Below are 20,235 nucleotides of genomic sequence, written 5' to 3' on the forward strand. Positions count from 1 at the left end.
GCAAAGAACGCCAGCATCAGGCGGGTCAGCAAATTCCACTCCCCCATAGCCTTCAAAGTGATGAAGACGGTATCCCAGCATGACCCCCTTATGGAACCACCTGAAACGCGTGACCTCGCCTAGTCAAAGAGAACGACAAGACGTCTCGAAAAACGAATTGCGCTTCAGCGCCCTCTTCACTCAGCGACAAGGTGCCTTCCACGACAGCCTGATCACAATACAAATACGGTCCCCCGCCGAACGCAGGCACCTTTGACAAGAGTAGCGGTTTGAGCAGTTCATAGTCCATGACGACGGACCGCGACAGGTCATCCTTCGCCTCCATGGACGGAACGAGATAGGCCCGTCCGTGGGCAACGACAAACACTCCCTCCAGCGAAATGTCGGTCGAACCGACAATCGCAGGGGACGCAAAAAATTCATTAAGTTGCATCGGCATATCAGTGAGGCCCGTTAGTTAGCACAGCCTGACCAGAGAACTTGGTCTTAAATTGATCGGCAGGTACAAAGAATTGCCCGTCCAAGGGATCTCTAATCGCCACCACGGTTCGCCCGGCCCTCGTTGTTACGCCATCTACGACGACAAAGTGACCGACCTCCTTACCTCCAGCGGTAAGGTTCACATGCGCGATCGCAGCGTTGCCGTTTGCAGTTGATGCTGCAAGATCATCAATCGTAGTTCCAAAGGTAGCGCGTGCAGCACTTACACCATTTTGTCGCAACGCCTCGGACAAACCCAGTACATCAGTACCGATGCCCGGCACCAACCCAGCGTCTTGTGCAAGATGACTGATGTTCACGAATTGACCCCGGTCATTCATGATCATTGCGCAAGACGTCGGACCGCAGGCCACATTCCCGATTTCCGAGACGTAGCTTTGGTCGATGACGACTCGGCTACCGTTTCTTGAAATCGTGGAAACTTCAGCTCCAAGCGCACGGTTTCCGGCGCCAAACGACGTATTCGCAGCATTGCTAATTTCCGCTGCAGCGCCGCTTTCAACAACTAGCCCCGGCCCCATCACCGAGCCAACAACCAAGGTAGAAAACCGCCAGCGAGCACCATATTGCTCGTCGGGCAAATAGTACTGATTGCGCGCGAAATTGTATCCAGTTAAGCCGGCCCAACCGTCACCAGCAGCGTCGACGATCATGTTTACCAATGCGTCACCGGGGGTGTCGCCAAAGAAACTCGACTCTTTCATGCCCGCCTGGAAGACGTTGTCGTTTCCAGGATTTGCGCGCATGTACGCCATGAGCTGCCCATTGCTCATCACGTTTGGACCGGTCGTCATGCCTGACTGGCCTTTTGCGGCGCGGTCGTATGCCTGCTGCAGGCGGGGGTCCACCGGCTGCTTAAGAATGTCTGCATTCGCGATGTTCAACAGTGCGTCCACCACATCGCCATTGGAGGGAACGCCTGCCTGCGCAGCCCCATCCCCTGCTGCCTGAGGTCTGTACCGCTGCGAAGCTTTCAATCTCGGGACTTCTCCGATGCCCGGAAGCGGCTGCTCATTTATTTCCGGCAATGCGGGTCGCGTTTCGAAGTTCACCGACGGCAAGTTCGCAACTTCTTGCTCTTGGGCGGCCTTCTCATACCGAGCGAGGCGAGCGGTTTCCGCCGCACTCTGATCGGGCTCGTGACGCGCCAAGCTCTCACCGATGGCATTGCCAAACGCATCAGCGGCGATCTGCGCAAAGTCCAACTTCCCTTTGCCGTACACCGCTACGCGTACGGCCTGGGTTACGAAGCCGCGCACGAAGTTCTGGCCTACCTCCGTGCCGAAGCGCGAGCCCACCAATTCTTGAATCTGCGGGGTGAGGCCTTCTGCGAGCGCCTTCCCAATCGGTGCGGAGATGGCGGACGCTGCCACCGAGCGCCAGTCGAAGTGCTTTTGCAGCCCGGTGGCCACAGCGAGCCCTTGGGTCAGCGTGTTGCCCAGGGCTGCTCGAAGCGCCGGAGATTCGGGCAGCACTTTCAACCCGTTCATCGCTCCGCCGACCGCGCCGCCGATGGCGGCTAAGCCCACCTGCTGCCAATCGAAGCCGTGTTGCACCCCCAGTACGTTCCCCACGGCCTGGCCGGCAATGGAGCCGGCTGCGCCGCCAACTGCACCGCCCACGGCGAGCGCCAAGGTGCTGGGAGTCGCCGCAGTGGCAGCAGTTCCGCCTACAGCGCTCGCTGTAGTGCCTACAGCTCCCACTGTGCCGCTCTCAGCCGCAGCCGTCCCTGCTGTTTCAGCGAAGACCCCGCCATATTGGGCGAGCGCTGCCGCGGCCTGTTCTGAGACGTAAATGGCGACCACGAACACGACCACCATGACGATGAATTGGCCGAGCATCTGGCAATTGCTGATGTCCACCCCGGTGAAAGGGGGCGGAGCAATCGCTTCGGGGTTGGTGTCGCCGACGATGCTGGCGGGGTTGTAGACGCCGTAGGTGTTGGCACCGTTGGTGGAGCGCGTGACCGAGGGCAGTCGGATCACGCTGCCGACCTCCGGTGGGCTGTCCTGTGTCACGCCGTTGGCGTCGGCGATCACCCACCACAGGTTGGCGTCACCGTAGACGGTCTGCGCCAAGCCGCGCAACGTGTCGTTTGCGCTCCAGGTGTAGTTCTGGCTGGGCCCACCGGAGTCCAGTCCTCCCGCCATGCCCTGCACCTGCGAGACACCAAAGCCTGCGCTGAAGTCGCTGCTGATGTCGTACCAGGGGTAGAAGAAGTTGCCATCCACCGTATGCAGAAGCACCTTGTGCTGGTTCTCCGTGCTGGAGCCCAGGGACTGGCCGTTAGCGTAGAAAAGACGCTCGACGAAAGCGCCATCGAGGTGGGTCAGCGCCCCAGGTAGTGCCGCTCGCGTGGGCGTGGTCTGCACGTTCAGATCGGTGTGGGCATCGCCGTCCGGTTCGTACTGGACGCTGTGCTTCAACGGTCCGCTCAGCACGGCTGTCCGACCGGTGATGTTGACCACGATATGGCCCTGGTCATCGTTGACGAGGATGCGCTCGTTGCGGGTGTTGTCGTCGTTGGTGTCCGAGGTACCGATGAGCAAGCCGTTGACGTCGTAGTCGCTGGTCGTCGTCGCCCCGCCTAGCGGGATGTAGCCATTGCCATCGAACTGGTTGCCCGTGACGGTGGCGCGATTTTGCTTGTAGCCGTCGAGCTGCAGATAGCCGTAGCTATAGCTCATGAAGCTCTGCAGGGTGTTCGAATCCTTCTGATAACTACTGACGTTGCTGGCTGCCAGGTTGCCCTGGTTGTCGTAGACATTCGACTGGTTGGAGCTGACGTACCAGGTGCCCGTGACCAAGGAGGACGAAGACGGCCCTGCGCCTGCAGCGCCGGTCATCGAATAGCTTTCGGCGAGGCTGTTTCCCTTCAGTGACGAGGATCCCCCATCGATGGGCAGCCACGGATCACCAAACTCCCCCGGATTCTTGTATGAGGGCGGCGGCGGATCGGCGGGATAGTAGTAAGGATCGTTGGGGTCGCCAGGGTCTCCCGGATCTCCCGGGTCACCAGGGAACTCGATCGGACCCGGGTCGAGACCACCCGGCGGCAGGGGCGGCGGCGAATGAGGGCCGGGCGCCGGCGCCGGAGTAGGCGCGGGAGCTGGGCCGGGAGAAGGAGCGGGTGTGGGCGCCGGCGCGGGAGCAGGCGCCGGGCTGGGTGCCGGAGCAGGATCCGGGTCAGGTCCGCCGTAATAGACCTTGGCTTCGCTACGCGTCACGCGGCCTACGAGACCACGCGCGTCGTACTCGGTTTCGTTCTTGACGATGCGATCAGGCCCGCTGGCACCGGGGCTGTAGGCCAGGCTTTCCGCGGGGAGACCCGCAACCCATTCCCATTCCTGGACCAGGCCTTGCGCGGCGTCATAGATGACCTTGCGGTGCGCGTTGCGATCACCGAGGGTCACGACGCCCGAATTCACCGCCTCGTCCGTGGCAAAGGTCTCGGTGAGCCTGCCCATTGCGTCGTACACATAGTCGACTTGCCTGCCTGTACGCGTCGTGGCCCCCGCGGCTGCAGCCATCAACTGTGCCTCGCGAGTGCGGTGACCTTCGCCGTCGTATGCGAAGGACGTGTCGGTATAGAGCGCCGGTGACGTCGCATCGAGCTCGACGAGACTGTGCTCGGTCAGCACGCGGTTCGAAGCGTCGTAGGTGAAGCCGATGTCGACGTGGCGGGTGGACAGGCCGTCCGGGTCGCGGAACACCATGTTGCCCTGCACGACCTCAGGCTTCTTGTCCTGGTCCTTATAGGTGCCGGTGACCTGCCTGCGGTTGCCGTTGGCGTCGTACTTGATGTCGAAGGCGTAGGTCGTGCCGTCGGCGACATGGGTCATGCGGCCCAGGCTGTCGTACACCATCGTGACGTCGCGCAGCACTAGCGGCGCTGCAGTTGAGCTCCGAATACTGAAGCGGTCGATGGAGCGATTGCCGTCGGCGTCGTAGTCGGCCTGAGCGAGCGAGTCGTTCCAGACGTCGGTCGTCGTGGCCACGCGACCTGCAGCGTCGTAGGTGTAGCGCAGATCCTGGTCGCGATCGCTGCTTTGACGCGTGAGCTGGCCAGCTTGGTTGTAGTCGAACGTGGTGGTGCCGCCGCCGATGTCGACCTTGGTGGAGAGCCGTCCGTCGTTGCGATAGAACCAATAGGTCTTCTGGCCGAGGGCGTCGGTTTCCAGCGTCTTGCGCCCGGCGCCGTCATAGCTGTAGTCCACTGTGGCTGAGGTGCCCACGATGCTGGAGCGCACCAGCCGTGAGGCCGTGTCGTAGCTGTAATGGCGCGCGATGCCGCTGCGGGTGTCAGCCTCGCCGCTGGTCTGGGTGATCCGGTTGCCGAGTTCGTCGTAGCTGTACCGGCCCACGATGAATTCACCATAGGTGTAGCTGAAACTCGCAAAATCCGCGCTCATCGGGTTGTCGTGCTGCAGCACGCCGCCGGTCACGGTCTCCTTGGTGAGATGGCCGAGATGGTCATGCTCGTAGGTGTGCACGATGCCAGCGCCGGTGATACGCCTCTTCTCGCGCCCAAAGTTGTCGTAGCCGTGGTAGACCTGCGTGCCGTCCGTCTGCCGTTCGGCTTCGAGTTCACCCGTCTCCGTGCGATAGCCGTAGAGCGAGGCATTGGCGCGGGCATCAATATCGGCAGTCTTGCGGCCTACGGCGTCGTAGTAGGTGCTGCTGACCAGCGACGCAGTGCTGGTGCTGCCATCCTCGGCAATCGTGGTGACACCGAGGTTGTTCGCCCGAGCCAGCTTGTTAAGCGTGGTGTAGCGCAGGGTGGTGCGCTCAGTTCCATTGCGGCTCACGCTGATGACATTGCCCCAAGCGTCATAGCGCTGTTCGCTCACGAGGCTGGTGGTACTGCCGTCCAGGTGGGTCACGAGGGGGCCCGTCTGCTTGAGCAGGTGGCCCAGGTTGTCATAGACGTTGGTTGTGCGGTTGACGGCGAGCGTCGCCACGTCGTCCAAGTCTGCAAGCTGAACGGCCGAGAGGTCCTGCACGCCCCTGCTTACGAAGCTGCTGGTGACGTTGCCTTGGAGGTCGAACCAGTTGATGCGGAAGACGCCGTCACCCGCGTCAGACTTCCACAGCCGCCCACCCACATCGTAGGCATTGGTTTCGTAGACGCTGCCGTCTCGCAACCGGTTCGCGGCTTCGCCGAAGTTGTTGTACTGGACCGAATCGGTGCTGTAGGTCAGCGCGTCGCTTGCCGTTCGCTGCACCAGCGTTTGGGTGTCGGTGAGGCGCCCCACCTTGTCGTAGCTGAACACCTTGACGGCGTTGCGCGCGTAGCCGTCGACATCGGTGAACGGCGTCCACTGCTTGGCCAAGCGGCCGAGCGCATCGTAGGACATGAAGGTATCGGCGCCGTTGGGGTCGCGTCGCTGGACCACACGACCCAGGCGGTCGAAGACCTGCGTGATCGTGAGACTGTCCGCGCCGCTGCTCATCGCGACGTCATCCACACCGTCGGTGACGATGTCCGATTGGATGATCTGAACCTGCTGGCCGAGTGCATCGTTGTGGTAGTAAACCGAGCGACCGTTGGTGTTGGTGCCCAGCAGCCGCCCCAAAGCGTCGTATTCGCTGACGATGATGGACAGGCCGTTGCCATCGGTGCTGCGCACCAGGTTGCCAGTGCCGTCGGTCACGAAGGTCCGCACGACGTGCGTGACGCCAGCGGTCAATGCACCAAACGAATTGCCGTCGTAGTGGTTGTCGCCCACCTCGACGTCCTGCGTCTCCTCAGTCTTGTTACCGCGATGGTCGTACTTGTAGGTGAGGGTGCGATCAGCCCCGCCAGCAGCGCTAAGGCCCGCGGTGACGGCGACGGCGGTAGGCGCGGTCCACAGCGCGTCGGTCGCTGCCAGGGCAGTGGCGTACTGGGTCACCGAGCGATCCTGCCCGAAGGCGGTGCGCACATGGTCGGTGACGTATCCGTCGGCATCGATCTGGCGCAGCAGGTTGCCCGCGAGGTCGTAGCCGTATCGGGTCTTGGCCGTGCGGCCGCTGTCGCCATCCACCAGTTCAGTGCGCTGGGTCACGTTGCCAAAGACGTCGTAGTCGTAGCTGATCTGGCCGCGGTAGCTGCCACTCGAACCCGACGTGGCGTCGTAGCTGTAGGCCGCACCAGAGAAGTCGGGGCGGCTGAACTTGTCGTATTGGACCGACTCGCGGCCGAGCTTGTCGAAATAGGTGACCAGACTGCGCGGCGTACCCGCGCCGCTGATCGCCGTAGCTGCTGTGTTGACGTCACTTTCCGTCGAGGTCAAGCCGCCGGTGACGGTGATCTTGCCGTCCAACTGAGTGAAGCCGCTGTACTCCCCCACGGTCTCGGAGTAAAAGTGGTTCAGGACATTGCCATTGGCGTCCACCTCGTTGAGCAGGCGGCCGAGCTTGTCGTAGGTCTTGTAGCTGAAATTCCCTAGCGCATCCTCGTTGACAATGGCCTCGCCGAACACGTTGTAAACCACTCGAGCTTGCGCTCGCTCCTTTCTCTCGGTGCGGTTCACCACACCGGCACCGCTAGCGCCAACAGCGCTGTGCAACACGGCGCCGGCACCGTTGTTGCCCAGGTCGTCGAGGGCCGCGTCATAGGCACCCACAGACTCGAAGGTGGTCAGCACCTGGCGGCCCACCGCGTCGTAGTCGTAACGGGTGGTACGTTGCTCAGGCCGACCAAACGCTTCGGTCTTGTCGCTCAACTCGCCAAACGCGTTGTAGCCAAAGCGCGTTTCGATGCGAACCGTGCTCGAACTGGCTTGCAGGTTCTGGTCGAGGGTGAAGACCTCTACCTCGGGGCTCTTCTCGGAGATCAGGCGACCCGCTTGGTCGTACTCGTAGTCGTATTGGTGGTTGTTCTGGTCGATGTAGCTCTTGCGATCGCCCAGCGCGTTGTAGCCATAGATCTGGGTGTAGCCATCAGCGTCCGTGATCTGCGTGAGACGACCGACGCCGTCGTATTCATAGGACGTCGTGCGATCGTCAGCAATCGTGGACGCCGGGCGGGCGGCCAATCGATTGATCATGGTGTTGTAGCTCACCAGGCCCGTCAGGTTTTCCAGCGCAAACGTGGCCGCGTATGCCGTGGTGTCCGTGAGCTTGCCAAACCCGTCGTAGTTGTTCTCCACGACGGTGAACATCTTGTGCGTCCCGACCACGCCCTGCGACACGGCGGTGTAAACGCAACGCCCCGCAGTGTCGTAGGTGTAGAGGACTTCGCGAGCTTGCAGCGTGCTGCCCGGCAGCAAGTCCTCAACGTAGTACGGGGTCATCTCATCGGTGACCGCAGTGGGATCGATCGGCTCGGCGTAAGTGATCGTGCGCGCAAGGCGCGCGTCCACGTATACGTTGCGCGTCACACCACCCAGAGCATCGATGGTGAAGACAGCGCGTCCTGCGCCGTCATAGACCGCGCGCGAGTGGCGGTCCAGGTTGGTGAGGTTGGCGTTGTCCGCATAGAAGGCGTCCAGGCTCACCTGGTCGAAGCTGCCGCTGTAGCGATGGCCGTAGCGGATGGTCTCGATCACATTGCCTTGTAGGTCGTAGCGGTTGCGCACCACACCACCCGAGGCGTCGCTGGTGTAGACCAGTCGACCCGCGACGTCATAAGCAAAACGGGTCGTGCGGTCATCGCTTCCCGCGCTAATCAGGGCTGCATGGCCGGGCGTGCCGATCAGCATGTCGCTGGGCTGCGTGGTGTCGCTCAGCTGCGAGCGGTCGATGCGCTGCGCGTACTGGACCGTGGAGCTGACGCGTCCGGCATAGTCGTAGCGCGTCTCGGCGACCGCGCCGGTGCCGTCGATGGTGAAACGCAGCCGATTCAGCGCGTCGTAGACGAAGCGCGTACTGCGGTCTTCGGGATCGGTGACAAGCTGCGGTGCCACGTGTTCGGGCGCCGTGCTCGGGCGGAGTTCCGGCGGCGTGCCCGCCTTGGCATAGCTGATGGTCTCGATCAGGCGGCCGGCGGCGTCGTAGCGGTTGCGGCTCGCTTCGCCCAGCGCGTTCATGCTCACGCTGAGCCGGCCTTCGGCGTCGTACCAGAAGTAGGTGATCTGTGCGGTGGGGTCGTCGTAGCCACCAGGCGTCTCGGTGATGTCCGGCGTCTGCTCGCTACGGATGCTGTAGGTGAGCTGACCGAAGGCGTCGTAGTGGTTGGTTGTGATGCCGCCGCCGGCATCCGTCATCGACACCAGCCGCCCGAGTCCGTCGTAGCGGTATGTGGTGTCGTAGCCGTTGGCGTCTGTCGTCCCAGACAGGTTGCCGAACGCGTCGTAGTAGTAGTACGTGCTCAGGTCAACCCCGCTGGGGTCGACTTCCATGACGCTCAGGCGCCCGGCATCGTCGTACTCATACTTGGTGAGCACTCCGCGCGCGTCTTTGCTAGTGAGCACATGACCGGCGTCGTCGTAGGTCCAAGAGGTCTTGAGTTTGAGTCCTTCGGGTTCGACAATGACACTCAGAACCTGGCCCTTGGCGTCAAAGTTCTTGTGCGTGGTGACGTGCGCCGGATCCTCGATTTCCAGGTAGTTCCGTTCGTCGTCGTAGCTATAGACCGTGACGAGGTTCAATCCCTCAGGATCGATCACCTGAGTGAGTACACGGTTCAGCGCGTCGTAGGTGTACTCAGACACCACCTCGGGCAGCGCCGGGCGAGAGCCTTCGGCGGTCGGGCCCACGGGATTCGCGACCTTGGTGGCGTAGCGCAGCGTGCGCGTGACATTGCCCGTCGTGTCGTACTGCGTCTCGGTGAAGTTGCCGTCGCCATCGAGCTGGGCGACCAATTGACCGCGGGCGTTGTAGAAATTGCGTGTGGTGATGTCGCCGGGCGCGGGCGTGGGACGGATTGCAGCAAGTCCCCCCGTCGTCGTTGCGGCGGTTTTTAGATGCTGGATCCCAGCCACCAGTTGACCGGCACCGTCGTACTGGAATTCCTTGACGCCGCCAGCCGCATCGAGCGTGCCGATCAGTCGTCCGTCGCTGTCGTAGAAGCTGCGCTCGACGCGGTCTTTGGTGTCAACGATCGGCGTGAGGTCGGCCACCGTCGGCTGATCGCCCAGCGTGTCGGAATCCAGAGTGGTCGCATAGCGGCGCGACTCGACGACGCGGGAGGCGCCGTCGTACGTGTACGCGGCGATGGAGGCGCCGTCTGTGCGGTTTGCCGCCGTGGCCACGCGGGCGAGGCGATTCTCTTGGTCCCAGGCCTGCCAGACCTGCAGGTCGCAATCAGCGCTGTCCGGGCGGATGTCGTCCAGGCTGACGTTCGTCGGCTCGTCATTGCCGTCGACCAGCGCCGCCGTATCGAGCGGCGTGGCGTACTTGACGCTGTAGGTCAGCAGGTTGTCGAGGTTGTAGCGATATTCCGTCAGCGCGCCGGCGGCATCGACCTCGCCCGTGCGGCGGCCCGCAGCGTCATAGAAGTACCAGTGGCGCGTACCGATCTGGTCCTCGGTCATGCGCAGTCGGCCGTTCGCGTCGTAATGGGCGCTGACCTCGCCAAGGTCCGCTGCGTTCGGGCCGTGCTGCTGGGTCAGGATGAGGCGACCAGCCTGATCGTAGATGGTCGTCGTGACCAGCCCGTTGACCTGCTTGACGCTGGTGGCGTTGGTGGCGTCGTCGTAGCTGGTGACCGTGGTCTCATCCAGTGCGACGTTGCGAGAGGTCAACAGCCGGCCCATGCCGTCGTAGGTGTACTGCGTCTCGAAGTTGCGAGCGTTGAAGCTGCTGACCAGTCGGCCCACCGGGTCATAGACGTAGTGGGTCTGAGCTTTGCCTTCGTCGTCAACGCCATTGCCGGCCAGGTCGGTATTCGCGTAGACCGTGCTGGACTTCAGGCGCCCTTGCGCGTCGTAGTCAAAGTCCTGTCGCTGCACGCGCGGCGTGCTCTTGATGGAGAGCGAGATGGTCGTGTTGCCGTAGTAGAAACTCCCGTTGTTACCCACCACGAAGTCCAGCGTCTCGCCCTTGGCCAACTGCTGTGGCGCGATGTTGAACACCGACGCATCGGTGGTGTCACTCCAATATTGCAGCGGCTGCTGCATGTTGCCGTTGAGCACGACACTGCCGCTCATGGCGCCACGGTCGCCAGCGAAGAACTGGCCGCTCACCGTGTACACGCCGTCGGCGGGCGCGGTGAACCGCAGGATCGTGAAGTCACCGCCGGCGACCCAGCCCGGGTGCAGGGAGAGCTGTCCCGGCAGGACGCCGTTCACGGGCGCATTGGTGTCGTTCCTGGAGACGGCGGGAGCACCCAGGTACTCGTGATCGGCCTTTTGCCAAGCCCACCCCGGGAGGACGTGGTCGAACGGCACCATCGAATAGTTGGCCCCGCCTTGCGGCGAGTAGCCGTAGCTCCACGCACTGGCGGGGTTACTGGCAGTGGTGAACTCGGAGGTGGCGTCGTAGGTGAAGCCAGTACCACCTAGCCAGGCCAGGATCTCCGCCTCAGACGGGACTTGCGTCGAGGCGAGCGTCCCCACCGGATACAGGCTGTCCGGGTACTGCAGCTGCGATTTTTTTTCGCCGCGGCTGTTGTACTGGTACTCCGTCACGCGCCCTTCGGCGCTGATCACAAAGCGCAGCCGCGTATGGTTGATGTCGTCGTAGACGTAACGCGAAGTGGCGTTGGTGTGGGTCTCGCCGCCACCGCCCAAGACGGTCTCGGTGAGCAGGCGGTTCAGGCTGCTGTAGGTGCGATCGATCGTGACACCGCCAGAGTCCTCCTGATGGGTGAGGTTGCCAGCCGCGTCATAGACCATGCTGGTCCAACGTCCCATCGCGTCGGTGATGAGGGTCACATCACCCCTGGCGTTGTAGTCGTAGCGCGTGATGGCGCTAACGCCATCGACGGCAGGGGCCGTGACGCTATGCAGCTGTCCCGCTGCGTCGTACTGGAAGACGGTCTTGTTCAGCAGCGGATCAGTAACCGTGGTCGTCATGGCGGCCAGGTCATAGTCAAAGGTGGTCGCCTGGCCCAGGGCGTCTGTCACGCTACGCACGCGCCAGTTCGAACCCACATAGACGTAGTCAAAGGTCAGCGACGTGCCGTCGCTTTGCGTGACGGTCTGGACCCGGTTGCTGGCGCCGTCATAGGTATAGGTCGTGCGGTAGACGTTGCCATCGGCGATAGACCCGTCGTCAGGTGTGAGGTCGACGGTGACACCAGTCAGGCGGCTGCTCGGGTCGTACTCGTAACGCACGCGAACGAAGTTGCTGCCGTCGGTGCCGACGGTGCGAATCTGCGTGAGCTGAAGTCCGTTGTAGTCGAAATAGGTGTGCGCTTCCCCGTTGGGGTCGGTGATGCTTGTGAGCAGGCCCGTGCCGCTGTAGTTGTAAATGAGGGCGTTGCCGTCTGAATCCTCGGTCCGAAGCAGCCGGCCAATACCGCCGTCATATCGTTCGGTGAGGCCGGAGGCCTTGTCGGTCCAGACGTACTGTCCTGTTGCCCCATCGAAGTTGATGGTTTGGTAGGCGCCCCCACCATCAGTGCTGATGTACTGGTTTGTCGCTCCGTCGTACTGAAACAGCGCCTGCGCCCCATCGCGGTTCGTGCGGACGACGGTGTTGCCTTGAACACGAAGCTGGCTTTGGTAGTAACCCGCAGACCAGTTGTCGCCGTTGTCGTCGTTGAAGAGCCCCTGGCTGTTGTAAGTGCGCAGGGCGTCGATGCTCAGGCCGTGACCGGACCAACTGTCGTCATGGTCCTGGAGCACCAGGTTGCCATTGAAGACGTTGACAACCGCCGCCTCTCCCGCGCGCCCTTGGCCGAGACCGCCGTACACACCTCGCTGTTGGCCCAGCGTCGCCCAAGACGACAGGCTCAGACCCAGGTTGTTACCGCTGACAACTGCAACCATAAATGCACTCCCTCGCTGGCGGCCGGCTTCGTGGGCAACGGCCTAAAGGTTTCTGAATCGATGTCCGGAACGCCTTCGCGCTCCATCAATGACTACCGGTAGGTAATCCAGCAAAAGGCGCGCGGGTTTAGCCAGGGCGCCAGTCAATATGTAACCATTGGAAACAGATCAAATGGGCACGTCGCGGAAGAATGCGAATCGCGCAGTCGCTAGAGGTGCCTATAAAAGGCCTTCCCCTTCTAATTCGGGACGCGTCATCACGACGACCCCGATCTGTAGCAGACGCCCCAGCGGCTTTAGTGGGGCCAAATTGACCACGGCGCCGCTGGACTAGCTCAAGCACCACGGCCAGCACCAACAAGAGTCCAAACCGGGGAAGCCTCCTCCTGAGCCCATGAAGCCCGAAGAGGACAGGCAGAACCGTGGCCGGCCTCGCAAGCCACAATGGAGGCGCCAGCAGCAGCACCATGCCGTCATCCATTTCTCCCCTCGCCCAAGCATTGCGCTTGCTCAAGGTCGAGCTCAACCAAGCACGCACGCTTCGCTCGGGCGGAAAAGTCCACGGCACTCAAAACGCTGGGGAAGCAGCCGACTCGGGCGCCACCAAGGCGGCGACCGCGCTGCAAGGCCTGCCAGCCAAGCTCAGGATGGTGCGAGCGCAAGCCAATGGAAACCTTTCCAAGGCAAAGGCCCTGCGCCTTTTCGTCGAAGCCGCGCTTCTGGATGAGTTGGGGAGCGAGCTGCAACTCGATCCCGCCTTCAGCGAGCTCGTCGAACGCACATGCCGTGCGATTGAGCAAGACTCGGGAAGCGCAACCCTGTTGGACGAAGCTCTCAAGGATCTGCAAGCTCTGGCCCAATAGCCTCTTGGCTGCGTGCGGAGTCGGCAATGAGAGGCCTAGCTGAATCAGCGAAGGCAGGGAAAAGTACGACTCCCCCCGGTTCAGGCGCCCGCTTTTACAGCGCCAGCCCCCACAATCCGCGGCCTTCGACTGCGCCGTCGTGCGCAAACTCCATCTCCGCCCATGTCTGACGTCCTTTCCAATCTGACACAAGCCGAACTGCTGGCGCTGGCTTTGGATGCCAGCCGGCGCAACGATGCGGGCCATGCGCTGGCCTACCTGAAGGAGGCCTCGGGTCGCACAGACGTCTCGCCCCAGGCTTTGTTCATGCTGGCAAGCGAGTACGCGCAACTGGGGATGCTCCCTGAAGCCAAGGCAACCATGAGCAAATCCGTCGAGGCAGGCTCGAACTTCCCGCTGGCGAGATTTCAACTAGGCATGCTGCACGTCACTTCTGGCGAGATTGAAGCCGCCAAGACTGCCTGGGCGCCCCTCGGCGCCCTGGATCCGCAGCATCCCCAGGCTTATCTCGCCACCTTCCGTCGCGGCATGCTTCACCTCGTGGCTGAAGAATTCAACGCGGCGGTGCAAGCTCTGGAGGAGGGCATATCCCAGAACCAAGACAACCTGCCCCTCAGCGGCGACATGCGCAAGATCATTGACGCGGTCGAGCATCTGCCGGGCCACGAGAGCTCCAGATCCGCAGCAAGCCCAGCCGCAGCAGATGCCGCCAAGCAAGGCACTGAGGCGCCCACAGTCGATGCCGCAGCTTCCGCCGAAGCTGACGTCGAGCCGGGCCACCTCTTCATTTCCGCATACACCCACGGTAGCAAACCGCACTGAGCCTGACGATGACTTCAGTTGCCCGCTTGAGCCGTCTGTTGGATCTTCTGTCCCAAGATCCGCGCAACCCATCCCTACTCGCCGAGATCGCAGATCAGCAACTGCAGCTCGCCGATTGGGCCGCCGCAAAATCCACTCTGACCCAGTTGCTGGAGCTCCAACCCGGCGATCCGCTATCCCGCTATCGCCTGGCAGTCGCTGAACGCCATGGCAACGACGCAGCACGGGCACGGTCACTGCTGCAGGACTTGGTCGACCAGGGCCACTCACACCCCGCCATCCTGCAAGAGCTTGCTCGGAGCCATGCGCAGCTGGGTGATTGGGGCTTGGTGATTCCTACGCTCATCAGTCTGAACGCCTCTGAACTGCCGCCGCAAGAGTGCGACGCGGTCAGGCTGCTGCGCTTGCGCGCTCACCATCGCCTCGGAGACCTCGAGGACGCGGTGGCTGAAGCTCGCGCTTGGCAGACCGAGCGCGGACTCGACGTGCCGTTACAGGGCCAAGCGGCGATCGCCACCTTGCTGCTAGATGCACAGTTACTGGACGAAGCGGAACAGCTGCTGTCTAGCGTTGATGCCGATGTCGTGAACAGTCATGCCGAACTGGCGACCGCCAACGGGTACGTGGAATTGGGTTCGGGCCAACTGGATGGAGCGCTCGAGCATTTCGCGAAGAGCACACAGCTGGAGCCTCAGCTTGGGCGTGCCCATTTGGGGCGCGGCCTCGCCTTGGCCACCAAAGGTGACGTTCAGCAGGCGATTGAAGCACTCAAGACGGCCGTGTCCGTCACTCCAGAGCACCTTGGCAGTTGGCACACACTGGCTTGGATGCAACTCCTAGCGAAGGACATTGACGGTGCAGCAGCAAGCTTTGAAGCTGCACTGGTCCGTGATCCCAACTTCGGGGAAACCCATGGTGGCTTGGGGCTGATTGCCGCCCTGCGAGGCGACAAGCAGGTCAGTGAGCGTTACTTGCGCACTGCTTTGAAGCTCGACAGCTCGTCCATGAATGTCATGGTCGCGCGGACCGTGCTGGAGCGCGGGTCTGGCTCCCTTGATGAGCCAGTGCTCAGCCAAGCACTTGACCTCGTCATGCGCCTGGCAACGAAGCGCAATCCCGCCATGAAAACGATTCTCACGAAGATGGTGGGCGGATCTCGCTAAATCCAGCCGGGCGCGCGTTACAAAAAAGATGCTCAGTTCTCGCCTTTGCCCCCTGATGCACGGGGGAATCACGACTAAAAAAATTTCAAAATCGACGGAACAATCAATCCCTACATTCTGATCGGCGAACAACGCCGACATTAAGAGCAACCGGGGCTTGACTGAGGGAGGGTGGCGCTTTGACGCCAGACGTATCGCTGCATCTTTTCGCCGAACTGCTGTGGAAGGCAGTGGCGATTTCGGCACCGCTGCTATTGGCTGTGCTGCTGGTTGGTCTGATCGTGAGCATCTTCCAGGTGGTCACGCAGATCCAAGAGATGTCGCTCACCTTTATCCCCAAGCTGCTCACCAGTGTGGCAGTGCTTGTGATTGCTGGGCCTTGGATGCTGGGCCAGCTCGTCGCATACAGCAGCGCCTTGATCCGCGCCATTCCCCGGCTGGTTTGATTTCATGCCCTTCATCGACCCTGCATGGGCAGTGGCCGTGCTGCTGCTATGGGCACGTCTTGGCGCACTGCTGACGCTCAGCCCGCTCGCACAGGCCATCAAGGCCCCTGTTGTCTTCTGGGTGCTGTTCACGCTTGCGCTGTCCGGAACGCTGTGCGCAGCGCTCGGACTTCGCGTTGGCGTGCCTGCGAGCCTCGGAGGACTCAGCCTGCTGCTGCTGAGCGAAGTCGTCTTGGGCACTTTGCTCGGCTTGGCACTACACGCGGCTTTCGCAACGCTGGCGATGGCAGGACGCCTGCTCGACCTGCAAATGGGGTTCGGCATGGCCACCGTGCTGGATCCCGTGACGCGCGCCAACGTGCCTGTGATGGGCGTCGCACTGACCATGGTAGGCATGGCCGTGTTCTTTGGTGTCGATGGCCATCACGCGCTGATGCGCGGCATCGTCCAAGTGACGCAGTGGGTACCGCCGGGCGGCCTCTGGCGCCTGCCAGATCCCACCATCCTCGCCCGTGCCATGGGCGCCATGTTCGGCATGACCGTCGTCATCGTCGCACCCGCGCTTTTCATGCTGCTGCTGACCGAGGTGGTTCTTGATTTCACGTCTCGGGTGCTACCGCAGATGAATGTGCTGTTCATTGGCATGCCCGTGAAGGCACTGGTTGGACTTTCCACACTCGCCATTGCCGCACCCGGCTTGGCTCCGACCTTCAGGCGGCTCTACGCCGGCATCTTCGACTTCTGGCAAGGCGTACTTCCGTGAGCCGTGACCAGGATCTCGACCGCAACGAGCAAGCCACACCGCACAAGCTCGACGAGGCGCGCAAGCGTGGGCAGATCGCGCGCAGCGTGGATGCCTCGAGCATCGCCGTGCTCGTCGTGGCGATGCTGGCCAGCTACGCGCTGCTCATGCCATCCATCAAGGGCCTGGCGCATTTGATGGCGCGCGGGCTGCACGCAACGCCCACGGCCTTGAACGATCCCGCAGAAGCAACGCGGCTCATGGAGAAGGGTCTCAACGCGAGTCTGCTCGTGCTTGCACCGCTGCTTTTTGCCGTGGTGATTGCCGCTGTTCTGATGGGTCTGCTGCAGAGCGGCGGGTTGGTTTTCTCCGCCGCTCCGATCACGCCCGACTTCACGCGCCTGAATCCTGCCCAGGGTTTCAAGAAGCTGTTCTCGATGCGCGTGATCTACGAAGCGATCAAAAGCACCTTGAAGCTCGTCGCATTGCTGGGCACGGCATTTCTCGCGCTCAAGACCCTGCTGCCGGGTGCGCTGAAGCTGCTGGGCCTGCCGGGCAAAGCGGTTCTGTTCCGTCTGACGGAGACCACAGGCGGTCTGATGGCCAAGCTGTGCGCTGTGCTCCTCGTCTTCGTGCTGCTTGACCTGCTCTTCGTACGCTGGGAGTTCCTGCGCAACCTGCGCATGAGCAAGCGCGAAGTCGAAGACGAGCACAAGAACCGCGAAGGCGATCCCCGCATCCGCAACCGGCAGCGAGAGATCCGGATGCAGTTCCTGAAGTCGGCCAAAGCCGTACGCAAAGTGCCCGAAGCGCAGGTGGTCGTCACCAATCCCACCCACGTCGCAGTAGCGCTGCGTTACGAGCACGGCGTAACGCCGGCGCCGCTGGTCATCGCCAAGGGCGCCGGCATGCTCGCTCTGCAGATCCGTCGCGCCGCTAACAAGGCAGGGGTACCCATCGTTCATAGCCCGCGGCTTGCTCGGGCTCTCTACAAGGAAGTGCCACAGGACGGCTACGTGCCGGAGCAGTGGTATCCGCCGGTGGCCCGAATCCTCGTGTGGATGCGCAGCTTGCGCGAAGTCAACGCAGCAAAGGTCATCGCATGAACACCCTGCGCAACGTTTTTGGTCGCCACTCGGACGTACTGCTTGTCGTCCTCGTGCTCGGCGTGCTGACGGTGCTGTTTGCGCCCATCCCGGCCGCACTATTGGACTTCTTGATCCTCGCCAACATCGGCTTCGCGCTCACGCTGCTGATGCTGACGTTCTACATGCACCGGCCGGTGGAGTTCTCGACCTTCCCTTCACTGCTGCTGATCGCAACGCTATTTCGGCTGTCACTGAACGTCGCGGCCACCCGACTGATCCTGACGGACGCTGGCGCGGGTCAAGTGATTGCGGCCGTCGGCTCTTACGTAGTCGCGGGCAACTTCGTCATCGGCCTGATCGTCTTCCTGATCCTCGTGGTCGTTCAGTACGTCGTCGTGACAAACGGCGCGCAGCGGGTGTCCGAGGTGGCCGCGCGCTTCACGCTGGACAGCATGCCCGGCCAGCAGATGAGCATCGATGCCGACCTGAACATGGGCTTCATCGACCAGGCCGAAGCCCAAAGGCGTCGCAAGACACTGGAACGGCAGGCAGCCTTCTACGGCGCCATGGACGGCGCCAGCAAGTTCGTCAAGGGTGACGCCATTGCCGGCATCATCATCCTCCTCATCAACATCGTCGGCGGTCTGGTCATCGGCGTCATGCAGCGCGGAATGGGCTGGAGCGAGGCGCTGCAGACCTTCACGTTGCTCACGGTGGGCGACGGCATCGTCACGCAGATTCCGGCGCTGGTCATCTCGGTCGGCACCGGCATCATCGTGACGCGCTCGGCCTCCGACAGCAACCTCAGCGGCGAAGTCGTCAAGCAACTGACCAGTTTTCCCAAAGCCATCTGGATGGTCGTCGGCGCCCTCGCCGTGCTGCTGACGCTGCCCGGCATTCCCGCATTGCCGGTGCTCGCCGTCGCCACCGTACTGGCCGGACTGGCGCTGGCAGCGGGATGGAGGCGTCGCGAAGGGGACGAGCCAGAAGCCGAGATCGAGGACGAAGACAAGCCCAAGACCGATGACCTGGTGCCCCGCGTGTACCCCGTCGAGGTGCGCATCGGCAGCGCGCTCACGGGCCTTGCGCAAGGCGAGGATTCGATCTTCATGCAGCGTATCGCAGCGCTGCGCAAGCAGTTCGCCCAGGAATTCGGGCTGTTGTTGCCGACAGTGCGCTTCATCAACGAAGCGCGCCTGGCAGCCAATGCGTACGAGTTGGCGATCCACGGCGTCATCTACGGTCGCGGCGAGTTGCATGAGGACAAGCTCCTGGCCATTCATTCCAGCGGCGACACCAAGCACATCAAGGGCATCGAAACGCGCGAGCCTACGTACGGCCTGCCGGCAGTTTGGATTGACGAGGCCGAACGAGAGAAGGCTCGTGCCGCGCGCTACACCCTGGTCGATACGCCCACCGTCTTTGTCACGCACGTCAGCGAGACGCTGCGCCAGCACTGCGCCAACTTGGTCACACGCGCTGAGACGGACCGGTTGCTGAACCGTGTGCGTGAGGCGCAGCCCGGCTTGGTCGAGGAGCTCGTGCCGACCGTACTCGGCGTCGTCGATGTACAGAAAGTCCTGCAGAGCCTGCTGCGCGAGAAGGTCAGCATCCTCCACGTCGAAAGCATCATCGAGACACTGGCAGACGCGGGGCGCGGCACCAAGGATGCATCGCTGCTGACGGAGGCCGTTCGCCAGCGGCTGGGCGCCTCGATCTGCCAGCAACTGATGGGCGAAGCCCAATCCCTGCAAGTGCTGACGCTCGATCCGAGCGTAGAGCAGCGCCTGCGTCTGGGAACGCAGGACGCCACGCCGACGGATCCGCGTTTCGTGGAGCAATTGCTGTCACGGGCCGTGGCACTGTCCGAACAAATGGTCCGCAGCAACCTGCCGCCCGTGCTGCTGTGCGCTCCCGACCTGCGCCGCCATTTGCGCGCGCTCACCGAACGCGCCGTGCCTCACATGCGCATCCTCGCGGTCACCGAGGTGCCCAACCTCATTCCCCTCAAGGCGTTCGGCAGCCTCAGCCTGCCGTCCCAGGAGAAACCTGCATGAATACCCTCGACATCGCCGCTATCGGCCTGCGCCAAGACCTGGATCGGCTCAAGCTGACCAGCCAAAACGTCGCCAACCTCTCCACCACCGGCTACAAGCGCCAGATCGCGGTGCAGAAGCCCTTCGCCGACTTCATGGACGTGGCCGCAGACCTGCAGGTCCAGACGGACAGCAAGGCCGGCAAACTCAACGCGACCGGCCAGACATTGGATGTCGCCCTGCCCGAAGGGCGCTACCTGCTGCTCGAGCTGGACGACGGCAGCCAGGCGTTGAGCCGTCAGGGCAGCATGCAGATCGACGCCCAGGGCCTGCTGCGCACGCTCGGCGGCCACAAGGTGATCGGCTCCCGTGGTCCCATCAGCCTGCGCACCGACCAACGCGGCGAGCTGGAAATCGACGGCCAGGGGCAACTCAAGCAGCAGGGCCAGGTGCTCGACGCACTTCGCCTGATCAATGCCAAGAACCTGCAGTCGCTGGGCGACGGGCTCTACGCCGCGGACAGCAGCCAGTGGGAGAACGAGACGCCTGTCGTTGGCGTGCGTAGCGGCCAGCTGGAGCAATCCAACGTCGTGCCAAGCCAGGAAATGGTGAATCTGATGACCACCACCCGGCACGCCGAAACCATGGTGAAGCTTTTCCAAGCCGCCGACGACATGCAGGCGACCGCCATCCGTCGCCTGGGGGAGAACAACTGA

Annotated in this window: 10 protein-coding genes; 8 read left to right on the forward strand and 2 right to left on the reverse strand. The window is 62.5% G+C overall.

Annotated elements, in window-relative coordinates; genetic code table 11:
* Positions 1–88 precede the first annotated feature (88 nt).
* A complete protein-coding gene (locus ACS5PN_RS27875) occupies positions 89–439 on the reverse strand; it encodes a hypothetical protein (RefSeq protein ID WP_439467303.1) in 351 nt (116 codons plus the stop codon).
* Between the two features lies 1 nt (position 440).
* Positions 441–12,359, reverse strand: a complete 11,919-nt coding sequence (locus tag ACS5PN_RS27880) for a cysteine peptidase family C39 domain-containing protein (protein WP_439467304.1) — start codon at positions 12,357–12,359, stop codon at positions 441–443.
* Positions 12,360–12,826: 467 nt separating this feature from the next.
* On the opposite strand from ACS5PN_RS27880, the gene ACS5PN_RS27885 reads away from it, so the two are divergent.
* The 8 genes from ACS5PN_RS27885 to ACS5PN_RS27920 all read left to right on the forward strand — a co-directional run bounded on the left by ACS5PN_RS27885 (position 12,827) and on the right by ACS5PN_RS27920 (position 20,235).
* Positions 12,827–13,222, forward strand: a complete 396-nt coding sequence (locus ACS5PN_RS27885; RefSeq protein ID WP_439467305.1) for a hypothetical protein — start codon at positions 12,827–12,829, stop codon at positions 13,220–13,222.
* Positions 13,223–13,384: 162 nt separating this feature from the next.
* Complete coding sequence (locus tag ACS5PN_RS27890) at positions 13,385–14,044, forward strand: tetratricopeptide repeat protein (protein ID WP_439467306.1); 660 nt, start codon at positions 13,385–13,387, stop codon at positions 14,042–14,044.
* An 8-nt stretch (positions 14,045–14,052) separates the two neighbouring features.
* Complete coding sequence (locus ACS5PN_RS27895; protein WP_439467307.1) at positions 14,053–15,207, forward strand: tetratricopeptide repeat protein; 1,155 nt, start codon at positions 14,053–14,055, stop codon at positions 15,205–15,207.
* Between the two features lie 179 nt (positions 15,208–15,386).
* Positions 15,387–15,653, forward strand: a complete 267-nt coding sequence (gene fliQ, locus ACS5PN_RS27900; protein ID WP_439467308.1) for a flagellar biosynthesis protein FliQ — start codon at positions 15,387–15,389, stop codon at positions 15,651–15,653.
* A gap of 4 nt (positions 15,654–15,657) precedes the next feature.
* Positions 15,658–16,416, forward strand: a complete 759-nt coding sequence (locus ACS5PN_RS27905) for a flagellar biosynthetic protein FliR (protein ID WP_439467309.1) — start codon at positions 15,658–15,660, stop codon at positions 16,414–16,416.
* The gene (locus ACS5PN_RS27910; RefSeq protein WP_439467310.1) at positions 16,413–17,501 is read left to right on the forward strand and encodes an EscU/YscU/HrcU family type III secretion system export apparatus switch protein; all 1,089 of its coding nucleotides are present in this window, start codon (positions 16,413–16,415) and stop codon (positions 17,499–17,501) included. Before ACS5PN_RS27905 ends, ACS5PN_RS27910 begins: the two co-directional genes overlap by 4 nt.
* A complete protein-coding gene (locus ACS5PN_RS27915; RefSeq protein ID WP_439467311.1) occupies positions 17,498–19,540 on the forward strand; it encodes a flagellar biosynthesis protein FlhA in 2,043 nt (680 codons plus the stop codon). The genes ACS5PN_RS27910 and ACS5PN_RS27915 overlap by 4 nt, the downstream gene beginning before the upstream one ends.
* Positions 19,537–20,235: a flagellar hook-basal body complex protein gene (locus ACS5PN_RS27920; RefSeq protein WP_439467312.1), complete on the forward strand. Its 699-nt coding sequence runs from the start codon at positions 19,537–19,539 to the stop codon at positions 20,233–20,235. Before ACS5PN_RS27915 ends, ACS5PN_RS27920 begins: the two co-directional genes overlap by 4 nt.

Source organism: Roseateles sp. NT4, from assembly GCF_051857475.1.
GTDB lineage: Bacteria > Pseudomonadota > Gammaproteobacteria > Burkholderiales > Burkholderiaceae_C > Pelomonas.